At 46.2% G+C, this 20,152-nt stretch carries 16 protein-coding genes; 12 read left to right on the plus strand and 4 right to left on the minus strand.

Annotated features, from left to right (window positions below; translation table 11 throughout):
* The first annotated feature begins 100 nt into the window (after positions 1–100).
* The 9 genes from nth to gyrA all read left to right on the plus strand — a co-directional run bounded on the left by nth (position 101) and on the right by gyrA (position 15,747).
* Positions 101–796 carry an endonuclease III gene (gene nth / locus AB4Z17_RS18405; protein WP_441907449.1) on the plus strand — a complete coding sequence of 232 codons (696 nt, stop codon included), beginning with the start codon at positions 101–103 and terminating at the stop codon, positions 794–796.
* A gap of 5 nt (positions 797–801) precedes the next feature.
* Complete coding sequence (locus tag AB4Z17_RS18410) at positions 802–1,074, plus strand: NAD/NADP transhydrogenase alpha subunit (RefSeq protein WP_076265731.1); 273 nt, start codon at positions 802–804, stop codon at positions 1,072–1,074.
* Positions 1,022–4,741 (plus strand): dynamin family protein, encoded by a 3,720-nt coding sequence (locus AB4Z17_RS18415; protein ID WP_441961276.1) that lies wholly within the window; start codon positions 1,022–1,024, stop codon positions 4,739–4,741. The genes AB4Z17_RS18410 and AB4Z17_RS18415 overlap by 53 nt, the downstream gene beginning before the upstream one ends.
* 295 nt (positions 4,742–5,036) lie before the next feature.
* Positions 5,037–6,824 (plus strand): ABC transporter ATP-binding protein, encoded by a 1,788-nt coding sequence (locus AB4Z17_RS18420; protein WP_441961278.1) that lies wholly within the window; start codon positions 5,037–5,039, stop codon positions 6,822–6,824.
* The gene (locus tag AB4Z17_RS18425; RefSeq protein WP_441961280.1) at positions 6,824–8,647 is read left to right on the plus strand and encodes an ABC transporter ATP-binding protein; all 1,824 of its coding nucleotides are present in this window, start codon (positions 6,824–6,826) and stop codon (positions 8,645–8,647) included. The genes AB4Z17_RS18420 and AB4Z17_RS18425 overlap by 1 nt, the downstream gene beginning before the upstream one ends.
* Before the next feature lie 156 nt (positions 8,648–8,803).
* On the plus strand, positions 8,804–9,988 hold the full coding sequence (gene purT, locus AB4Z17_RS18430) for a formate-dependent phosphoribosylglycinamide formyltransferase (RefSeq protein WP_441961282.1): 1,185 nt from the start codon (positions 8,804–8,806) through the stop codon (positions 9,986–9,988).
* Positions 9,989–10,018: 30 nt separating this feature from the next.
* Positions 10,019–10,306 carry a YqkE family protein gene (locus AB4Z17_RS18435; RefSeq protein WP_339202817.1) on the plus strand — a complete coding sequence of 96 codons (288 nt, stop codon included), beginning with the start codon at positions 10,019–10,021 and terminating at the stop codon, positions 10,304–10,306.
* A 995-nt stretch (positions 10,307–11,301) separates the two neighbouring features.
* A complete protein-coding gene (gene parE, locus AB4Z17_RS18440) occupies positions 11,302–13,272 on the plus strand; it encodes a DNA topoisomerase IV subunit B (RefSeq protein WP_076265738.1) in 1,971 nt (656 codons plus the stop codon).
* A gap of 12 nt (positions 13,273–13,284) precedes the next feature.
* Positions 13,285–15,747, plus strand: coding sequence for a DNA gyrase subunit A (gyrA, locus tag AB4Z17_RS18445; protein WP_441961284.1), 2,463 nt, complete (start codon positions 13,285–13,287; stop codon positions 15,745–15,747).
* Here gyrA and AB4Z17_RS18450 read toward each other — a convergent pair.
* Positions 15,728–15,895 (minus strand): hypothetical protein, encoded by a 168-nt coding sequence (locus AB4Z17_RS18450; RefSeq protein WP_179089723.1) that lies wholly within the window; start codon positions 15,893–15,895, stop codon positions 15,728–15,730. The genes gyrA and AB4Z17_RS18450 overlap by 20 nt on opposite strands.
* Positions 15,896–16,099: 204 nt before the next feature.
* Between AB4Z17_RS18450 and AB4Z17_RS18455 the strand changes: the two genes are divergently transcribed.
* Positions 16,100–16,504: a MarR family winged helix-turn-helix transcriptional regulator gene (locus tag AB4Z17_RS18455; protein ID WP_076265740.1), complete on the plus strand. Its 405-nt coding sequence runs from the start codon at positions 16,100–16,102 to the stop codon at positions 16,502–16,504.
* A 21-nt stretch (positions 16,505–16,525) separates the two neighbouring features.
* On the opposite strand, the gene AB4Z17_RS18460 is transcribed toward AB4Z17_RS18455, so the two are convergent.
* The gene (locus AB4Z17_RS18460; RefSeq protein WP_441961286.1) at positions 16,526–17,524 is read right to left on the minus strand and encodes a CapA family protein; all 999 of its coding nucleotides are present in this window, start codon (positions 17,522–17,524) and stop codon (positions 16,526–16,528) included.
* Between AB4Z17_RS18460 and AB4Z17_RS18465 the strand changes: the two genes are divergently transcribed.
* A complete protein-coding gene (locus tag AB4Z17_RS18465; RefSeq protein ID WP_256710754.1) occupies positions 17,523–17,684 on the plus strand; it encodes a hypothetical protein in 162 nt (53 codons plus the stop codon). The genes AB4Z17_RS18460 and AB4Z17_RS18465 overlap by 2 nt on opposite strands.
* Before the next feature lie 109 nt (positions 17,685–17,793).
* Here AB4Z17_RS18465 and AB4Z17_RS18470 read toward each other — a convergent pair whose 3' ends face one another.
* Together AB4Z17_RS18470 and AB4Z17_RS18475 are read right to left on the minus strand one after the other, a co-directional pair.
* The gene (locus tag AB4Z17_RS18470; RefSeq protein WP_441961287.1) at positions 17,794–18,507 is read right to left on the minus strand and encodes an RluA family pseudouridine synthase; all 714 of its coding nucleotides are present in this window, start codon (positions 18,505–18,507) and stop codon (positions 17,794–17,796) included.
* On the minus strand, positions 18,507–19,373 hold the full coding sequence (locus AB4Z17_RS18475; RefSeq protein WP_339202809.1) for a class I SAM-dependent methyltransferase: 867 nt from the start codon (positions 19,371–19,373) through the stop codon (positions 18,507–18,509). The genes AB4Z17_RS18470 and AB4Z17_RS18475 overlap by 1 nt, the downstream gene beginning before the upstream one ends.
* Positions 19,374–19,614: 241 nt before the next feature.
* Here AB4Z17_RS18475 and AB4Z17_RS18480 point away from each other — a divergent pair, with 241 nt between their 5' ends.
* Positions 19,615–19,800: a hypothetical protein gene (locus AB4Z17_RS18480; RefSeq protein WP_076265743.1), complete on the plus strand. Its 186-nt coding sequence runs from the start codon at positions 19,615–19,617 to the stop codon at positions 19,798–19,800.
* Positions 19,801–20,152: the final 352 nt, after the last annotated feature.

Below are 20,152 nucleotides of genomic sequence, written 5' to 3' on the forward strand. Positions count from 1 at the left end.
TTAGGGGCAGTTTTTTTATAGAATATGCTTGTTTACGGTTGCGAAGCGTGACAAATTTCGCTACACTTTGAACGATAGTGTTTGATTAGGGGAGAGGACGATGGTTGCGAAACAAAAAATGCGTCATGTGCTAGACATTATTGCGGACATGTTTCCAGATGCACACTGTGAGCTTAATCACAGCAATCCGTTTGAGCTTACAATAGCAGTACTGCTGTCTGCGCAATGTACGGATGAGACGGTCAATAAGGTGACGGTGAACTTATTTCAAAAGTATAAGTGCCCCGAGGATTATTTGAGCGTTCCGCTGGAAGAACTAGAGCAGGACATTCGCCGCATCGGCTTGTTTCGAAGTAAAGCATCAAATATACAAAAGCTTTGCCGTATTGTCATCGATAAATATGACGGGAAAGTGCCTGAAAGTCATGAAGGTCTGACCGAGCTGCCAGGTGTAGGGCGGAAGACGGCTAACGTCGTGATGTCTAATGCATTTGGTGTGCCTGCCATCGCTGTCGATACGCATGTGGATCGTGTAACGAAGCGACTGGGATTCGCGAAGTCCGAAGACAGTGTATTAGAGGTTGAGAAGAAGCTGATGAAACTCGTTCCGCGCGAGGAGTGGACATTAACCCACCACAGACTCATCTTTTTCGGCCGCTATCACTGTAAAGCGCAAAGCCCGCAGTGTCCAATTTGTCCGCTGCTTGATTTGTGCAAAGAAGGTAAACAACGTATGAAGCCAGGTTTTAAAACCAAAAATAAGAGTATAAAACCTAAAATAGCCAGTGAAGGATGATGAACATGAACTGTATTTCCGTGTACACAAACAATTTTGAGCTTTTTTCTGATATTTATGAGCAAGTGCTTGAGTCTCCGCCAGAGGAGCACGAGGATATCCTTGTAGAAGGCATTACAGTTAGCGGCTCAGGCGACGTGCCTGATCAATACATCGAGCGTATGCGCATTAAACCTGAGGTTGTTGTGATGAGAGATAAAGAGCGCAACATTATGATCTTGCAACATGGCAACGTATTTGAAATTTGTTTGCCGTCTGAAGAAGAGCAAGCCGTTTAAGGAGAAGCAAATGACAGAAACAACCGTGCAAAGCATAGCAGGAGCTATATCCGAAGCAGCTGGTTTAATGTCAGCTGCAGGAGATACATTACATGCCAAGCAAGCACAGGAGCTAAACAGTAAGCTGACCGATGGTCGGCTTACTGTCGCTTTTTGTGGACATTTTTCAGCTGGCAAATCAACTCTCATTAATCGTTTATGCGGGACTAAGCTGCTCCCTTCAAGTCCAATTCCAACAAGCGCGAACGTTGTGTCTATTCGCGGCGGGGATCGGGCTTATGCAGCTGTTGAAACCGTAAAGAATGGTGTTGCTTCCAAAGCGGAAGTTCCAATCGACCAGCTTGACCGTTATTGTGTCGATGGCGAGCAATTTACTTCTGTATCGATCGTGTATCCGTCTGAGCTTTTAGGAGATCATACCGTACTCCTCGATACGCCTGGCATTGATTCTACTGATGATGCGCACCGGATGGCAACCGAATCTGCATTGCATCTTGCAGACGTCGTTTTTTATGTAATGGATTATAACCATGTGCAGTCTGAAATCAATTTTTCTTTTGCGAAGCAATTGAAGGATTGGGGAAAGCCCTTATATTTTATTGTGAATCAGATTGATAAGCATCGTGATCGCGAGCTTTCTTTCGCAAGCTATCGTCAAAGCGTTGAGGATGCGTTTCACGCTTGGCACTTGGAGCCGGCGGGGATCGTTTATTTGTCGTTGCGCGAGCCAGAGCACCCTCATCAAGAGTGGGAGCAGCTGCTTGAGCTGCTGGATAAACTGCAAACGATCCGCAAACCGCTTTGTGTATACAGTGTGGATGCGTCATTGCGCCATGTAGCTGGTGGACATTTGAAATGGAGTGAGCAGCAAGCGGAGCCTGAGCGTGAACGGCTTCTTGCTGAGGCAGGCGGCGTTGAGGCTGTTGCCCTTGTCACAACACAAATGGATCAGCTGAAACAGAAGATCAGGTTTGTTTCGGATCAGAAAGAAGTTTACCGGGCGCAGCTTCGCAAAGAGCTGCAAACGCTTCTGGATAATGCGAATATTACGCCAGCGGGGCTGCGTGATTTGGCTCAAACGTTTCTGGAGAGCCGTAAGCCTGGTTTTAAAGCGGGGCTGCTTTTTGCGGCAGCTAAGACTGCTGCTGAGCAGGAACGGCGCTTGCTGGCGTTCAGCGAGGAATTAAACAGTTTAATCAGCGCTTCGATCGACTGGCATGTGAAGCATCTGCTGCGTACGGAAGCAGAGCGTATATCATACGATCGCGAGTTGCTGGAATCGGAGCTCGCGCGGAACTTGGCTTGGCTGCCGGATTCGGAGTGGCTTATCGGGAGGGTGAAACCCGGCGCCGTCATCAGCAACGAATATACGATGACGTTTAGCCGCGATCTAGCCGCGGATGTGAAGACCGTTTATCGCCAGCGCGCGCTTGAGATTATCGATGCGCTGGCAGATCATGCAGCGGCGGTAGGCGAAACTGCCGCCGCTGAGGCAGAGTCACAGCTTGCTGCGCTTCGCGCGCAGGCTGGTGCACTTCATGCTCTCACGGCGCTGGCGAAGCGCGCCGAGGAGCATAAGGCGCGGCTAACTGCCGCGCTGCCTGAGGCGCCGGCAAGGCCGGCATTGCCAGCACCGCGCGCAGCTGTGGCTGGCGGAGGCACTTCCGCGCAAGCTGGCGGCGACGCTGCTGAAGCGCGGGGTGTGCTTGCGAGCGAGAGCGGGCGAAGCGCGCAAGCGGGGCAGCATCATGCGGCAGCGGGGCGAAGCGCCCTAGCTGGCGGAGCAGCTTTGGCGCAGCAGCACAGCGCTGCAGCGCGCTTAGCCAGCGCCGCGGAGCTGCTGGCGCCGCATGCATCGCTTGCGGCTGCTGCGCAAGCGATGAGCGATAAGGCGAAGCGGCTGCAGGACAGCCGCTTCACCATCGCATTATTCGGCGCCTTCAGCGCCGGCAAATCATCGCTTGCGAACGCGCTGATCGGAGAACCGGTGCTGCCGGTTTCTCCTAATCCGACGACGGCAGCGATCAACCGACTCGTGCCCCCTACGGCGGAGCACGGTCATGGTACAGCGCGGATTGTCATGAAGACGCGCGCTGCCATTATCGACGATGTGCGCTATTCCCTAGCGCTCCTCGGTGAAAAAGAGCAGCAGTCTGATGACGCTGCTCTCATGCGGGCGATCGATCGCCTATCTCCGGATTCCATCGGAGCTGGCGGTCGCCCGCATTTCAGCTTCCTGCGCGCAGCCCGCGCAGGCTGGGCAGAGCATGAACCGCTGCTCGGTCAGCAGCTGTCGGTCGATCAAGCGGAATACGAAAAGTACGTCGCTGAGGAATCTCGTTCCTGCTTCGTGAGTGAAATTGAGCTGCATTATGACTGCGCATTGACGGCGCAGGGTATCGTGCTCGTTGACACGCCAGGAGCGGATTCTGTAAATGCTAGACATACGGGCGTAGCCTTCAATTATATTAAAAACGCCGATGCAGTTTTGTTTGTCACGTATTACAATCACGCCTTCTCGCAAGCTGATCGTCAGTTTCTAATGCAGCTTGGCAGGGTGAAGGATCAGTTTGAGCTTGATAAAATGTTTTTCCTTGTTAACGCAGCCGATTTGGCGGCAGATCAGGAGGAGCTTACAGGAGTGCTAAAGCATGTAGAGACGAATTTGCTGCAGCATGCGATTCGCTCGCCTCGCTTATTCCCTGTATCGAGCTTGCAGGCGCTGGACGGTAAACTAGATGGAAATGCAGAGCTGCTGCAACGCTCCGGCATTGAAGCTTTCGAGCAATCATTCCTTTCTTTTATTCAGAACGATCTCGGACGGCTAGCTATTGATGCCGCAGAGCAGGACCTGAAACGCGCGGCAGCGACAGTTGCAGGCTGGCTTCAAAGTGCAGAGGGCGATGCAGCTGGGCGTGAAGCTGAGCTTGTTGCGCTGCTGCAAGCGGTGAATGAAGCGAAGATCGATATATCAGCGCTTCAAACCGGAACGATCCCTGAGCAGCTAAAGCAGGAGCTTAGTGAGCTATTGTATTATGTCGTTCAGCGTATCCAATACCGTTTCGGTGAGTTTTATAATCTAGCATTTAATCCGGCCTCCTTGCAGGATGATGGACGTGATTTGCGCAAAGCCATTTGGACATCTTGGCTGGAGCTGCAGCGGCTCGTCCAGCTGGAGCTGTCACAGGAGATGCTGGCAACCTCGCTTCGAATGGAACGAGGCATTCATACGCAGCTGCAAAAGCAATATATTCATACTGCGCAGCGATTAGAAAATTCAATTTCCGCATATAGTGCTGTTCCTTATGCGCCAGCTGCTTTGCCAACGCCAGATGAGCCGGCCGCTTGGGAAGCGGATAACGTTGATGCGAAGCTGCTTTGGAGCCGTTTCAAATCACCGCGTCAATTTTTTGAAGGCGAGGGCAAATCGATTCTTCGCAAAGAGCTTGAAGCGCTGCTTGCTCCTTCATTAAATGGATGGATGTCCGAGCAAACGCTCTTGTGGACATCGCTTTACAAGCAAATTTGGCAGAAAGCAGCTGATCAAGCGGGTAAACAGCTGCAAGACGATATGCTTGCCTATGAAAGCGGCAAACGAATCTCGTTGTCCGGCAGTGCGGACACGGCTGAGCTGAAGCAGCTGTATAATCAATTGATTCATATCTAAATGTCAATGAATACGGATTGTTCTATCGCATTAACAGCTGAATGCTTTTGCGAGCGTGTAAAACGCTTGCAAAAGCTTTTTTTTATTTAGTGTGTTTTTGTGCAAAAATTGAGCAATAGGCACATATTTGTCATGATTTGCGACCAATTGGGAGTATTAACCGTTTCCAATTTAGATAACGAGTCAATAAGCGGTTTACAACAGGTATATGCATATTTATACTGTTTGCTCGCATTTGATGATGCTGATAATATTCATTCATGCTTACAAAATAGATACGGGGAGATGGATTTACTTGGACGTACTAAGGCAGTTGAAAGCATTTTATTGGGCGGAACGAAAGTTTATGTTCACCTCGATATTTTGCTTAATGTGCGCTACGGCGCTCGGACTTGTCTATCCGAATTTACTGCGATACTTGATTGATGATGTCATTACGCCAAAAAAATTCGAGTTAGTGCCGACGCTTGCTTTTACAGTAGTGGGAGTCATTATCATTAAAGGATGCATGCAGTATTTACATGGTTTTTTTGGTGCACGACTTGGTAACAAAGTGGCGTTCCACATGCGGAATGCTCTGTACGACAAGCTGCAGACGCTGTCGTTTCAATATTATGACAAAGCAAAAACAGGCGATTTGATGTCACGTTTAACGGCTGATTTAGAGGCGATTCGCAACTTTATCGGTTTCGGCTTTGCACAAATCTTGAACATGGTGTTGATGATCTTGTTCGGCGGCGCAATGATGCTCTCAATTCATTGGCAGCTAACTTTGATTACATTAGTAACGATACCGCTGCTAGGCTTCGCAGCCATTCGTTTTGAACGCAATATTCATCCAGCGTTCCGCGAGATGCGTCAAGCGATGAGTAATTTAACGACAGCGGTTCAAGAGAATATTACGGGCGTACGCACGGTTAAATCTTTTGCACGTGAATCGCATGAGGTTTCGAAATTTTCCATACGCAGTGAAGCCTATCAAACGAATCAGGTTGGCGCAGCAAAGATTTGGGCGAAATTTTTCCCTGTAATGGAGCTTGTAGCGAACTTAAGCGCAGTAATCCTGCTTGTAACAGGCGGTATTCTTGTCATTAACGGATCACTGCAGCTCGGTGAATTTGTCGCATTTTTCAGCTTGATTTGGTACATTATCGGTCCGATGTGGGGCTTAGGGTTCCATATTAACAACTACACGCAGTTCAAAGCTTCAGGAGAGCGTGTACTAGGACTGCTGAATGAACATGTTCATGTAAAAAATATTGAGCACGCGATTGAGGTTAGCAGCGATACCGTAAAAGGACATGTACGCTTCGATCATGTTACGTTCAGTTATCCTGACAAAACGCCGGCGGTAACCGATTTGGTCATTGATGCGCCAGCAGGCTCTGTCATTGGGTTTCTTGGCGCGACAGGCTCAGGGAAATCAACGATTATTCAATTGTTAATGAGAGCCTATAATGTAAAAACAGGTTCAATTATGCTAGACGGGATCGATATTAAAAATTTGGATGTCGCAAGCCTTCGTTCATTAATAGCTCCCGTGTTTCAAGAAACGTTCTTATTCTCGGCATCGATTCGCGATAATATCGCTTATGGCGTGCGGGATGTAACACCAGAGCAAATCGAGCACGCGGCTAAGCTGGCTAAAGCGCATGACTTCATTTTGGAGCTGCCGCTAGGCTACGATACGATTGTCGGCGAAAGAGGAATGGGCTTGTCCGGTGGACAAAAACAACGGATTGCCATTGCTAGAGCACTTATAAAAAATCCTAGAATTTTAATTTTGGATGACGCAACAAGCGCGGTAGATATGGAAACCGAGCATGAAATTCAAGCGGGCTTCAAGGAGCTGATGGCTGGCCGCACGACCTTTATTATTGCACATCGGATTTCTTCGCTTAGACATGCCGATGAAATCATCGTGTTAGACAAGGGCCATGTCGTTCAGCGTGGTAAACACGCAGAGCTGATTAAGCAGCAAGGACCATACCGCGACACCTACAACATTCAATATGCTGACTATCCGCTTGATGATGCTGCTATAGCTGCGCAAGCGAATGATCGGAAAGGGAGTACCGTATAATGAGTACGAGTGCCAAAGCAAAAGCTAGCAATAAAAATGAACGTTTCATATACCAAGACGATGAGCTGATTGAAAAGCCCTTTAACTGGGGCCAATTGCGCCGCCTATTCGGATATATGAGGCCTTACACAAAACAATTAATGCCTGTCATCGTTATGATGATTCTTGGTACGTTGACACGCCTAGGCGTGCCGGCGCTCGTCATTCTGGCAATTGACGAAGCGATTGCTCCTGAGCAAGGTGAAACAAGTGTACCGAAGTTGATTACTATCGCAAGCATCATGCTGGTCTTATATGTTATTCAATGGGCATCCAATACGTACCGGATCAAATATACGAATATCATTGGGCAAAAAGTTATTTATGATCTGAGAAATCATTTATTTCAGCATATTCAAAAGCTAAGCTTCCGTTTTTACGACAAGCGCCCAGCAGGCTCTGTACTCGTTCGTGTCACGAATGACGTAAATGCACTGCAGGATTTGTTTACAAACGGTGTCGTCAACTTATTGATGGACTGTGTGCAATTGTTCGGTATCGTCATTATTTTGCTCGTATGGAACTTTAAGCTTGGCCTTGCGGTAATGATAACCGTACCGTTAATGTTCATTGTATCGACGACTCTGCGCAAAAAGATTCGTTTTGCATGGCAGGATGTGCGCATTAAGCAATCCCGTATTAACTCACATTTAAATGAGAGTATTCAAGGGATGAAGGTAACGCAAGCGTACGTGCAAGAGAAAGACAATATGAGCTTCTTCGATCATATGAATACGATCAACAATAAATCATGGAACCGAGCGTCATCGCTTAACCAAACGTTCGGCCCTGTAATCGAGATCACTTCAGCAATCGGTACTTTTATTCTATTCTGGTATGGTTCCCACCTCATTCAAGTAGGTGCGATTACCGTTGGATTGCTTGTTGGTTATGCCAACTATATCGGCAACTTCTGGGACCCGATCAACCGACTAGGACAAATGTACTCCCAGCTGCTTATTGCGATGGCTTCATCAGAACGGATTTTTGAATTTATTGATGAAGAACCGACTGTAGCTGAACTAAAGGTTGCAAAGCCGCTTCCGAAAATTGTTGGCGCTGTAAAGTTCGACCATATCGTGTTCGAATACGAGCAGGGAAGGCCGGCACTCAAGGGCATCACCATCGATGTAAAAGCAGGCCAATCGATAGCGCTCGTCGGGCATACGGGTTCAGGAAAAAGTACAATCATCAACCTATTATGTCGCTTCTATGATCCGGTTGAAGGCCGTGTCCTCATTGACGGCATCGATATTCGTGATGTGACGATCGAAAGCCTGCGCTCACAGGTTGGCATCGTGCTCCAGGATACGTTTATTTTTGCAGGCACGATTCGTGACAATATCCGTTATGGCCGCTTGGATGCAACCGATGCGGAGATCGTAACAGCAGCTCAAGCCGTTAACGCGCATGATTTCATCATGGGGCTGCCAGATGGCTATGATACGCAGGTTGAGGAGCGAGGCAATGTGCTTTCCATGGGTCAGCGTCAGCTGCTATCGTTCGCTAGAGCATTGCTAGCTGATCCGCAAATTCTAATATTGGATGAAGCAACAGCCAGCATTGACACTGAAACGGAGCTGAAAATTCAAGAAGCTCTTAAAATTCTTCTAGCAGGCCGCACATCCTTTATGATTGCACATCGATTGTCGACGATTCGTCACGCGGATGAAATTATCGTGCTTGACCACGGTGAAATCGTTGAACAAGGCAATCACGAAGCGTTGCTTGCAAAGCGCGGCGTGTACAACGGCTTGATTGAAGCACAGTACCGTTTTCTTTAAAACGTGAGCACAATTCATTTCAGCAAATGCTTATAAAATAGTTGATTTTTAAGCTTAGAACCTCCACAATGGAAGAAAAAACGAACCGAAACGCTAGTCTCTGCCTTTAGGACAGAGCTGACGATTCGATTTGCTTCCAGGAGGTTCTTTTTCTTTATGTATGGATCACCCTTAACAACGAATGCTCGCAAGTTGCTCCTGCTAGGCTCTGGTGAGCTTGGTAAAGAGGTCGTGCTGGAGGCTCAGCGGCTTGGCATCGAGACCATTGCTGTGGATCGCTATGATCAAGCACCAGCTATGCAGGTTGCGCATCGCAGTTATACAACGGATATGCTGGATGGGGCTGAGCTTCGCCGAATTATTGAGAAGGAACAGCCTGACTATATTGTTCCGGAAATTGAAGCAATAGCTACAGAAACGCTGCTTGAACTTGAAATGGAAGGACATCGCGTTATTCCTACAGCACGCGCGGCTTGGCTGACGATGGACCGCGAAGGCATTCGCCGCTTAGCTGCTGAGACATTGGAGCTGCCTACCGCGCCATATCGATTTGCAGACACGTTTGAAGAGCTTTCTCTTGCGGCCGAAACGCTTGGTTTCCCATGCGTCATCAAACCAATTATGAGCTCCTCAGGCAAAGGACAAAGCGTTTGCCGATCTGAAGCGGAGCTTGAAGCATGCTGGAGCTATGCGATGGAAGGTGGACGTGCCAAGAAGCAGCGTGTTATCGTGGAGGGCTTTGTAACATTTGAATCTGAAATTACATTGCTTACCGTACGATCGGTTTCGGGTACAAGCTATTGTCCGCCAATTGGACATGTGCAGAAGGATGGCGATTACATCGAGTCCTGGCAGCCGCATCATATGACTGAGGCTCAAATTGCTCAAGCGGAGTCCATTGCGCAACGCATCACCGATGAGCTGGGCGGTTTTGGTATTTACGGAGTGGAGCTATTCATTACAAAGGATGGCGTCTTGTTTAGTGAAGTATCGCCGCGTCCACATGATACAGGCATGGTAACGATGGCGACTCAGGATCTTTCAGAGTTTGCCCTGCATGTTAGAGCTATTCTAGGATTTCCAATTCCAACTATTCGTTTGCTGTCGCATGGTGCATCACATACGTTGAAAGCAGACCGTGAATCTTACGATTTCCGCATTGGCGGTATTGAAGAGGCTTTGTCGGTTCCTAATACACAGGTTCGCGTTTTTGGAAAACCTGAAACGAAGGTTGGACGAAGAATGGCCGTTGCGCTGAGCACTGCTCCTGATGTAGAACAAGCACGAGATTTAGCTCGTAAAGCTGCAGAAGCTCTTTACGTATCGTATAATAACGAATAGATAGTTTATTTTAAGGCAGGTGCAGCAGCTATGGGTAAAAAACAGAAGAAAATAACGTCTTCAGCTCCTAGATCATCATCAAAAAATGCTCCAAAAAATGAGTCGGAAAACGGCTTGACGCTCAAGGATTTATTAAGCAATGAGGTGCTTGGCAAGCTAAAAGCACAAGCGGATGATATGAAGCAGGCTGAGGCATCACGCAAGGAAGAGCTTCGCAAACAGGAAGAAGAAAAGAAGAAGCAGGAGCAAAAGCGTTTGGAAAACGATTTTTCTTATTTGCTTGAGAATAGCGACCCTAACTGGTCGAAGCATAAGTAGTAGGAAGAAAGTCGCAGTTCGCATTGTTCTCAAAAAAGCACCTTAGGGTGCTTTTTTTGTTCGGAATATCCCTAATACACTAATTTCAAAACTTTTGATATAATCTTATTTTTTATGATTTTCTTTTGTTTCAAAATGCATGCAGGGTTTGCCAGATGAGCGAAAAACCATTATGCTCGGCAGTACGCTTGTTTTAAATCCAAAGGCTCTGCAGCCTTTTGGTGCACTTGGCTCCCATGTAATAAAATAATGTTTGCATTTCAAACAATCAATGCGTTCATTCGTATTCATTCAGCTACCTCGAATATGATTTTGGGTGTGGATTTGAATCGTAAACCATATTACGAAGGTTGAGCATTAAAGTCAATCCTAATCGATTAATTTGGCAAGGCTGTGCCTCACAATCGTCTTTTTTAATACAAATTGTTATCATGCATACATAAATCTAATGATTCTGCAAAACATGCTAACAACAGTTATTAAAGCGGTGTGTGTGCATTCCATTTTATTTTCGAAGGATTTAGCTAATGTCATTGCAGTAAATTCTCCATGTACGGCAAGCGTATAACGCAATGTTTCGTGGTCGAAGCTGGTAGGAACGCCCAAACCGTGGATATACACGAATAAATTAAGCGTTTTATTGAAAATGAGTTGTAGAAATTGTGGAACAAAAAAAGTTTTTTTGTTATTGTGTTAATTATGCTTGCGCTTATTCCGATTATTACATACGCTGAGCTGTAGGTTATGAATAAGTAGTGCTGCTGTTGAAACAAGACAGGAAACTATAGAACCACTCCCAACTAATCGTTGGAAGGTTCTGTTAAGCAAGGATAGTGTGTTATCCTTATATGTATCTCTTATGACCATCAGCAAAATAAGGCTTGAAGATCGTGCAATTGCACTAATCGTTTTTTTTGGAGACTTTACGAAACATGACAAATTGAATTAAAATAGCTTGAAGATACGGAAACGTGATTAAAGATAGGGGGACGCTCATGTCTGAGCAAACAGATCTCTTCGCTAATACAGCGGCCGCAGACCGAAATTATGAGGCCGATGATATACAGGTGCTTGAAGGGTTAACAGCAGTTCGTAAAAGACCGGGCATGTACATAGGAAGTACAAGCAGTTCGGGTTTGCATCATCTCGTTTGGGAAATTGTCGATAATGCAGTCGATGAGCATTTGGCTAAATTTTGTTCGGCCATTGAAGTGACGCTGCACAAGAACGGAGCAGTAACGGTACACGACAACGGGCGTGGTATTCCTACCGGCATGCATAAGACCGGTATTCCTACTCCGCAGGTCGTATTTACGATTTTGCATGCGGGCGGTAAATTTGGCGGCGGCGGATATAAGAAATCCGGCGGTCTGCACGGCGTTGGCGCATCCGTTACAAATGCTTTGTCAGAATGGCTCGAGGTTGATATTTACCGAGACGGCAAAATTCACAGACAACGCTTTGAATATTGGATCGATGAAGCGGGACGTGAGCATGTTGGTGAGCCCGTACGCGGACTTGAGATTATTGGCACTACGAATCGGACAGGCACTAAGGTTACTTTTAAGCCGGATGGACGTGTGTTCCAGAATGGCACAACATTAAGTTATGATACGCTGGCTGAGCGTTTGCAAGAGATTGCTTTTCTAAACTCTGGATTAAAGGTAACAATTAAAGACGACCGCAGCGGCAAGCAGGATGTGTTTCATTATGAAGGCGGAGCTCGTCAATTCGTTCAGTTTTTGAATGAAGAGAAGACTGTGCTGCACGATGTTATTCACTTTGCTAGTGAGCGCGATGATATTGAGGTGGAGGTAGCCCTCCAATATAATGACGGATACACGGAGACGATCGCTTCCTTCGTCAATTCCATTCCGACACGCGGCGGCGGTACGCATGAAACCGGTTTTAAAACCGCATATACTCGCGTCATGAACGACTATGCCCGTAAAGCAGCGATGCTTAAGGAGAAAGACAAAAACCTTGAAGGCAACGATTTGCGCGAAGGCATGATGGTCGTTATTAATATCAAAATGTCTGAGGTTGAGTTTGTCGGACAAACAAAAGACCAGCTCGGAAGCTCATCTGCGCGAAGCGCTGTTGACGCAATCGTCTCGGAGAAGATGCAGGTGTTTCTTGAGGAAAATCCTCAAATCGCACAAATGCTGTTAAAGAAATCACTTCAAGCCTCGAAAGCGAGAGAAGCAGCACGCAAAGCGCGTGAGGAAATCCGCAGCGGCAAGAAGCGGAGCGAGAGCTCAAATCTAAATGGCAAACTAACTCCTGCGCAGTCAAAAGATATTACTCGCACGGAATTGTTTATTGTGGAAGGGGATTCAGCTGGCGGTTCAGCTAAGCAGGGCCGTGACTCGAAATATCAAGCGCTGCTGCCGCTTAAGGGAAAACCGATGAATCCGGAGAAAGCCAAGCTCATCGATATTTTGAAAAACGACGAGTACAAGGCTATCATTTCTGCAATAGGGGCAGGTGTGGGTTCTGAGTTTGTCGCTGAGGAATGCAACTATAATAAAATTATTATTATGACCGATGCGGATACAGACGGTGCTCATATCCAAGTGCTGCTTCTTACTTTTTTCTACCGTTATATGAAGCCGTTAATCGATTTGGGACGCGTTTATATTGCTCAGCCGCCGCTTTACAAAATTACACGTAAATCAGGCAAGCTGGAAACGATTCGATATGCGTGGACAGATGAGCAGCTTCAAAACTATTTGAAGGAATACGGTAAAAATTATGAGCTTCAGCGTTATAAAGGGCTTGGTGAGATGAATCCTGACCAATTGTGGGAAACGACGATGGATCCAGAGAAAAGAACGCTTCTTCAGGTGCAAATCGAGGATGCAGCCAAAGCAGAACGCAGAGTATCGACGCTTATGGGAGATAAGGTAGATCCGCGTAAACGTTGGATTGTTGAGAATGTCGATTTTATGGAATATGAGGAATAGGGGGATTTCTGCATGAGTATGCTGGAACAGTTTTTACCGGCGTTTTTGGAGGAAGTGGTAGGCGACCGCTTCGGACGCTATTCAAAGTATATAATTCAGGACCGTGCCATTCCTGACGTTCGCGATGGTTTGAAGCCCGTGCAGCGTCGTATTCTATATGCGATGTATGATTCAGGAAATACACCGGACAAGCAATACCGCAAATCAGCTAAAACAGTCGGTGACGTTATGGGTAACTACCATCCGCATGGTGACTCATCGATTTATGAGGGCATGGTACGGATGGCACAGCCTTGGAAAATGGGACATCCGCTCGTTGATGGACACGGAAACTGGGGTTCTCAGGATGATGATCCAGCAGCAGCTATGCGTTATACGGAAGCGCGTCTTTCGCCAATTGCGATGGAGCTGCTTCGTGACATAGAGAAAAGAACGGTGCAATTCAAGGATAATTTCGATAATACAACGAAGGAGCCGGTTGTGCTGCCGTCGCGGTACCCTAACTTGCTCGTAAACGGGACCAGCGGCATCTCTGCCGGCTTTGCCACGGAAATCCCGCCTCATAACCTGCGTGAGGTTATTGATGCGTGTATCGCCCTTATGGGAAGCCCAGAGCTGACGCAAGAAGAACTTATGACCTATGTGAAAGGTCCGGATTTCCCTACTGGCGGCATTATTATGGGCGAAGAAGGCATTCGAGACGCTTATGCTACAGGTAAAGGTCGCATATACATTCGTGCCAAGACGGCTATCGAGGATGTGCGCGGAGGCAAGCAGCAGCTTGTCATTACTGAAATTCCATATCAGGTCGTTAAATCACGTTTGGTTACCGCAATGGAAAACATTCGGCTAGAGAAGAAGGTCGAAGGCATTGCGGAGGTGCGTGATGAGAGCGGACGCAATGGTCTGCGCATCGTCATTGAGTTTAAGAAGGATGCCGATGCACAAGGTATTCTGGCTTATTTGTTCAAGAAAACGGATCTGCAGGTAGCTTACAGCTTCAATATGGTCGCAATCGTGAACAAAACACCGATGCAGCTTGGTCTTAAACAAATATTATCGGCGTATATCGATCACCAGAAGGAAGTAGTAACTTTCCGCACGAAATATGATCTTGAGAAGGCGGAAGATCGCGCTCATGTTGTAGAAGGACTTGTCAAAGCGCTCAACATATTAGACGAAGTTATAGCGACAATCAAAGCATCCAAAAATCGCGGGGATGCACAAGACAACTTGGTTGCGAAGTTCGATTTCTCCGCTCGTCAAGCAGATGCCATTCTTACTTTGCAGCTTTATCGCTTAACGAACTTGGAAATTACGACACTTGAGAAAGAGCTTAAGGAAGCGATGAAGAAGATTGCTTACTTGAAATCGATCTTGGCTAGCGAGAAGAAGCTGATTGGTGTTATTAGGGATGAACTGCTTGAGATTCAAACCAAATATGGCATTGATCGCCGTTCTGTTCTGCGCGGTGAGATCGAAGAGCTGAAAGTTAACCTCGAAGTTCTTGTTACACCAGAGGATGTTCTAGTTACATTAAGCCAGGATGGTTATGTAAAACGGACAAGCATGCTATCGTTTACGAGATCCGGAGGCGAGCTGCAAAACGCAGGCGTCAAGGAAGGCGACTTCGTACGAGAGTTGCTTGAAGTCAATACGATTGACAATTTGCTGCTCTTTACGCGCAAAGGTCAATATTATTTGCTGCCGGTCCATCAGATTCCAGAATTCAAATGGAAAGATACCGGAACAGCGATAGTGAATGTTGTACCTATTCCGAAGGATGATTCGATCGTAAGCGTCATTCCAATTAAAGATATTTTGGCATCTACAGCATCACTTGTTTTCGTAACGAAACGTGGCCAAGTCAAGCGTACGGAGCTTAAGGAATACGCAACTACAAGATCCACTGCGGTTGCAGCTTGCAAGGTTTCCGAGGGTGACGAAGTCATTCGGGTTGTTTTGAGTGATGGTTCGAAGCAAATCATGCTTATTACTAAGCACGGAATGAGCATTCGGTTTACAGAGTCCGAAGTCAATTCGATGGGTAGAGTTGCAACAGGCGTAAGAGGCATTCAGCTTAAGGATGGAGACGAGCTTGTCACCGCGGAATGGGTTGCTGAGGATGAAGGCGAATTACTCGTCATTACCGATATCGGTTACGCCAAACGTACTTTGCTGCTGGATTATCCAATTCAGGGCAGAGGCGGCAAGGGTGTTCAAACGTTCGAATTTAAAGAAGGCAAACGAGTGCGTCCAAACGGTTCGTCACTGATTGGGGCTTATTATTGCAAGGCAGCCAAAGAGATCGTAGCGATTACCTCATCAGGAGCGAAGCTTTCTTCTACATCGGAGAAAGCACCAATTGAAGATCGCAAATCGATAGGCAAGCTCATATTCCCAGTAGAGAAAACCGACGTTATTACGAGCACGCTTGCCCGTTCAATAACAGACACTAATCAAAAGGCCGATTAGGCGGATCAAACCGTTCAATGACTTCCAAAATAGCTTCAAGCATGACCCACAATGGTACCAGCTCATCCGGGCGGTCCAGCCATTGTGGGTCTTTTATAATGCCATAATTTTTAATTTTTTGAATGATTACAGCTTTTCTTTCTTCCACTGGGTGCACGCTCCTTACTGTTTAAGCATGAATAGACATAGCGCTGGGCTTTCGCCTTATTGTATGTCTAACGCTGTCATAATGTTCAACAATATATCGATTAATAGCGCAAATTATTAATTGGGTTAATCTTTTATTCGACAATAAAGACTGCTATAATAAATAGCAAATAGATGGAAATTGACAGAGAGCGAGTGTGGGAGTATGGTGTCTGGAGAATTTACTCGATTATGGACGAAGCTTTCGCGTGAATGGAAAAACAACTTGGAACAATCGCTTGCTCCTTTGACAGAAGGGCAGCTGAATGTATTAGAGCTGATGCTTCAGCACCAACCGATGAAGCCATCTGATCTGCTCCAATATTTAGCGACCACGCCTGCTGCAATTACAACACTGTTGGATCGAATGGAAAGAAATGAGCTCATTGAACGTACTAGAGATGATCATGATCGAAGAATTGTGTGGGTTTCTGTTTCGGAGAAGGGCAAAGCTGAGGCGGAGCGCGGTACAACGATTCGGACTCAAATGATCGAACAATCGCTGGACCGCATTTCCTCTCATAACCAGCAGCTGCTGGTTTACTTGTTAGGCAAAGTTGCAAATCTGTAATCTGATTTCGCCATTCAACGCTTATTTCATAGAATCGAGCCGATTGCGCAGCATATCGTAATTTTTTTGGAGCACCTCGTAGTCGGCTTGCGTTAGCAAGGTATCATTTGAAGCAGCTAATGTTTCTTCGATTGGCAAGATGCGATATCGAAAGGAACGATCAGGCTTGTAGCGATGCACCCATGTCGGAATGGATTCAACATCTGTTATAGTAACTGTGCCTTCTGTCATATTTTTACGAACATTAACTTTAAAAATAACTCCGTATTCCTTCGATTCGCCCCGCTGATTAGAAATAAAATTTCCCATAGAATAAATAATAAGTCCTTTTTTTACATGACCATTCTCATCGGTTGTTTCAAGTACTTCATAGGGCTGGACAACATGGGGATGCGAACCGGCAATAATATCTGCACCCGCAGCGACAAGCGAACGAGCGAGACGTTTTTGTTCTTCGTTAGGTATAATCTGATATTCAGTTCCGAAATGCAGAGAAACGGTAATAAAGTCAGCACCTGCTTCACGCAGCCGAATGATGTCTGCTTTAATTTTCTCTTCATCAATAAGCGAAACGAGGTAAGGTTTGCCTTCAGGAATTGGAATGCCATTTGTTCCATAGGTGTAAGCTAACAATCCCATCACGATGCCATTTTTCTCGGATAGGACAGCTTGGTCTGCTTCTTCTTGCGATGCGGCTGTTCCCTTGCTTGGAAGACCAAGCTTCTTTAAATTCTCGAGAGTGCGAAGCACACCTGACTCGCCTTTATCAAGTGAATGATTGTTGGCATTTGTTATTAAGTTAAATCCAGCATCCTTGATCGCTTCTCCAAGTTCGGTTGGCGCATTAAACGTTGGGTATCCAGTATAGCCATATTCCACACCAGCAATTGGTGTTTCTAGGTTGGCAATAACCCAATCACCTTGCTCCAAAATCGGTTTAACCTCTGCAAAAAACGGCTTGAAGTTATATCGATTCGTCTTCTTGTCAAAAGCTCCGGGCAGCTGGGGCGTATGCATCATGATGTCGCCTACGGCCATCCATACGGCATCGGCAAAAACAGGCTCTGGTGGTGCTGTCGGTTCAGGAGATGGTGAAGGGGTTACGACTGCTTGCTCAGTAGGAGTGGGGTCAATTGAAGCTGTAGGAAGCGAGCTGGCAGGTGCAGAAGCCCTCTCGTAAATGGAGGGCATTAAAAATATAACCAGTAAGCCAAGTAAACTTAGTAATAATAGTATAGAATTTGTTTTTCGGTGCCTTTTACGGCGCATTAGTATTTCGTCCTTCCTTGTTACGTATTGCTTAGCATACTGGAGGCGTCGTCTAGCTGCGAACTAGTCCACCAATTCCAAACATCAGAGCCGGTTGGAACAGAACGAAAACTCATCCATTCCTTTGTTATAGGATGAGGGACTGAAACCGAGGTTGACCATAACGCAATTTCGGATATGCCGCTTGTTGGTTTCGCGCCGTATTTCAGGTCACCTACGAGCGGACAACCGATATGAGCAAGCTGTGCACGGATTTGATGAGGCCTTCCGGTATGCAGCTTCACCGCAATCAATGAATAACGGCCAGATACAGCTGCTACCTCGTAATCCAAAATCGCTTCTTTTGCCTCATACGTGGGTTTGTTATAGACGGTTACTTGATTTTGTTTGCTGTTCTTAACAATATAATGAGTTAAACGCGCTTGAGCTTGTTTTGGCGTACCTTGTACAACACAAACATAAGTTTTGCCAAAATGTCTGCTGCGAACCGATTCGGATAATCTGGATGCAGCTTTTGAGGTTTTGGCAAAAATCATAACGCCGCCAACCATACGGTCAAGACGGTGAACGAGGCCGAGAAAGACGTTTCCCGGCTTGTTGTATCGTTCCTTTATATCCTGCTTAAGCAGGGTAAGCATATCTGCATCGCCGGTGTCATCCTCTTGTGAGAGGACGCCAGGCGGTTTAACGACAGCTATTACATGATTGTCCTCGAACAGAACCTTGATCGTCATTACTTAGACTCCCAACGTCCCAGTATTCCGCACGGCAAATTAAGGCCGGACTTCGTAATCGGCAATCCGATTTCTCCACAGTTGATCTCGCCACCATACTTGGCATTCATTGTCATATGCAGCAGGTTGTGCAGAACAGATTGCGATAATCCTGTTGTATAGGAGTTGATGAGTAGGAACAATGGATTGTCAGACAAAATCGATGTACAGGATTGTAAGAATGGAAACAAATTTTCTTCGAGCTTCCATGTTTCACCATTCGTGCCACGTCCATAAGAAGGTGGATCCATTATAATCGCATCATACTGCTTGCCACGGCGTTGTTCGCGTTGAACGAATTTGAACACGTCATCCGTAATATAGCGAATTGGAGCGGACTCAAGTCCAGACAGCTGGGCGTTATCTTTTGCCCATTGGACCATACCCTTAGCTGCGTCAACGTGGCATACCTCAGCGCCTGCTGCTGCGGCTGCAACAGTGGCACCGCCCGAATAGGCAAAGAGATTCAAGACACGAATAGGACGTCCTGCGTTACGGATTTTGTCCATCATCCAGCTCCAGTTAACGGCTTGCTCAGGAAATAATCCTGTATGCTTGAAGTTTGTCGGCTTGATATGGAAGTTTAGTTCGCCATAAGAAATTGTCCAGCGCTCAGGCAATGATTCGCTCATGGACCATTGACCGCCACCGGAATTGCTTCTATGGTAATGGCCATCGGCTTTTTTCCAAAGACCTGTTTCATTTGTGATCGGCCAAATAATTTGTGGATCTGGACGGCGGAGTGTATAATTGCCCCAACGTTCGAGCTTATCTCCGTCTCCTGTATCTATAACCTCGTAGTCTACCCATTTATCTGCTATGTACATGTTATTCGTAACCCTTCCTTGACCTTGTTTTTGTAATATAATAATGTCAACGATAATTATATCGAAGCTAACACAATGAAGCAATGAAACCGACGCATTTAGAGGCTGGTATTTATTCGTAAGTTATGAAAATGGCTGTTTATTACAGCAAATAAGTAAATGCCGTTGCTGACAGAGCAAAAATCAGTGTAAAAAAGAGCATAATTTAGTAAATCTACAATAATAGAGGAGCAACAATATCATGATGAGTTTTGAGTGCGAGTGCGGGAATAAAACAGTAATGTTTGCTACGGGAGATCGGGACGAGCAGGGCAGAGAGTATATTGAAATCGAAGACGATGAGAGGCTTACTATTAAAGTTGGCGATAAAAGCGTATTATTTCGTTGCTCATTTTGCGGCTATACATACCGACTGGAACAAATTTGATTTTCTTTAGAAAAATTATAGGGGCTGCATATTGAAAACATTTATGGTTCGGAGTATGATAAATGTGAGTCAAGTTGTATGTACAAGTGCATCGTCATACCGGTGATAACTAGCACTAATGTCCGTACAAGTTGAGAAGAGGCGTTATCTCTAAAATTACGTTTATTACTCGGTGGATGCTTACATAGCTGTTTTGCATTCGCAAAACTTAAAGCGGATGCTTACGAAGCTGTTTTGCATTCGCAAAACTTAAAGCGAATGCTTACGAAGCTGTTTTGCATTCGCAAAACTTAAAGCGGATGCTTACGAAGCTGTTTTGCATTCGCAAAACTTAAAGCGGATGCTTACGAAG

The sequence above is a fragment of the Paenibacillus sp. TAF43_2 genome, assembly GCF_052113545.1.
Lineage (GTDB): Bacteria > Bacillota > Bacilli > Paenibacillales > Paenibacillaceae > Pristimantibacillus.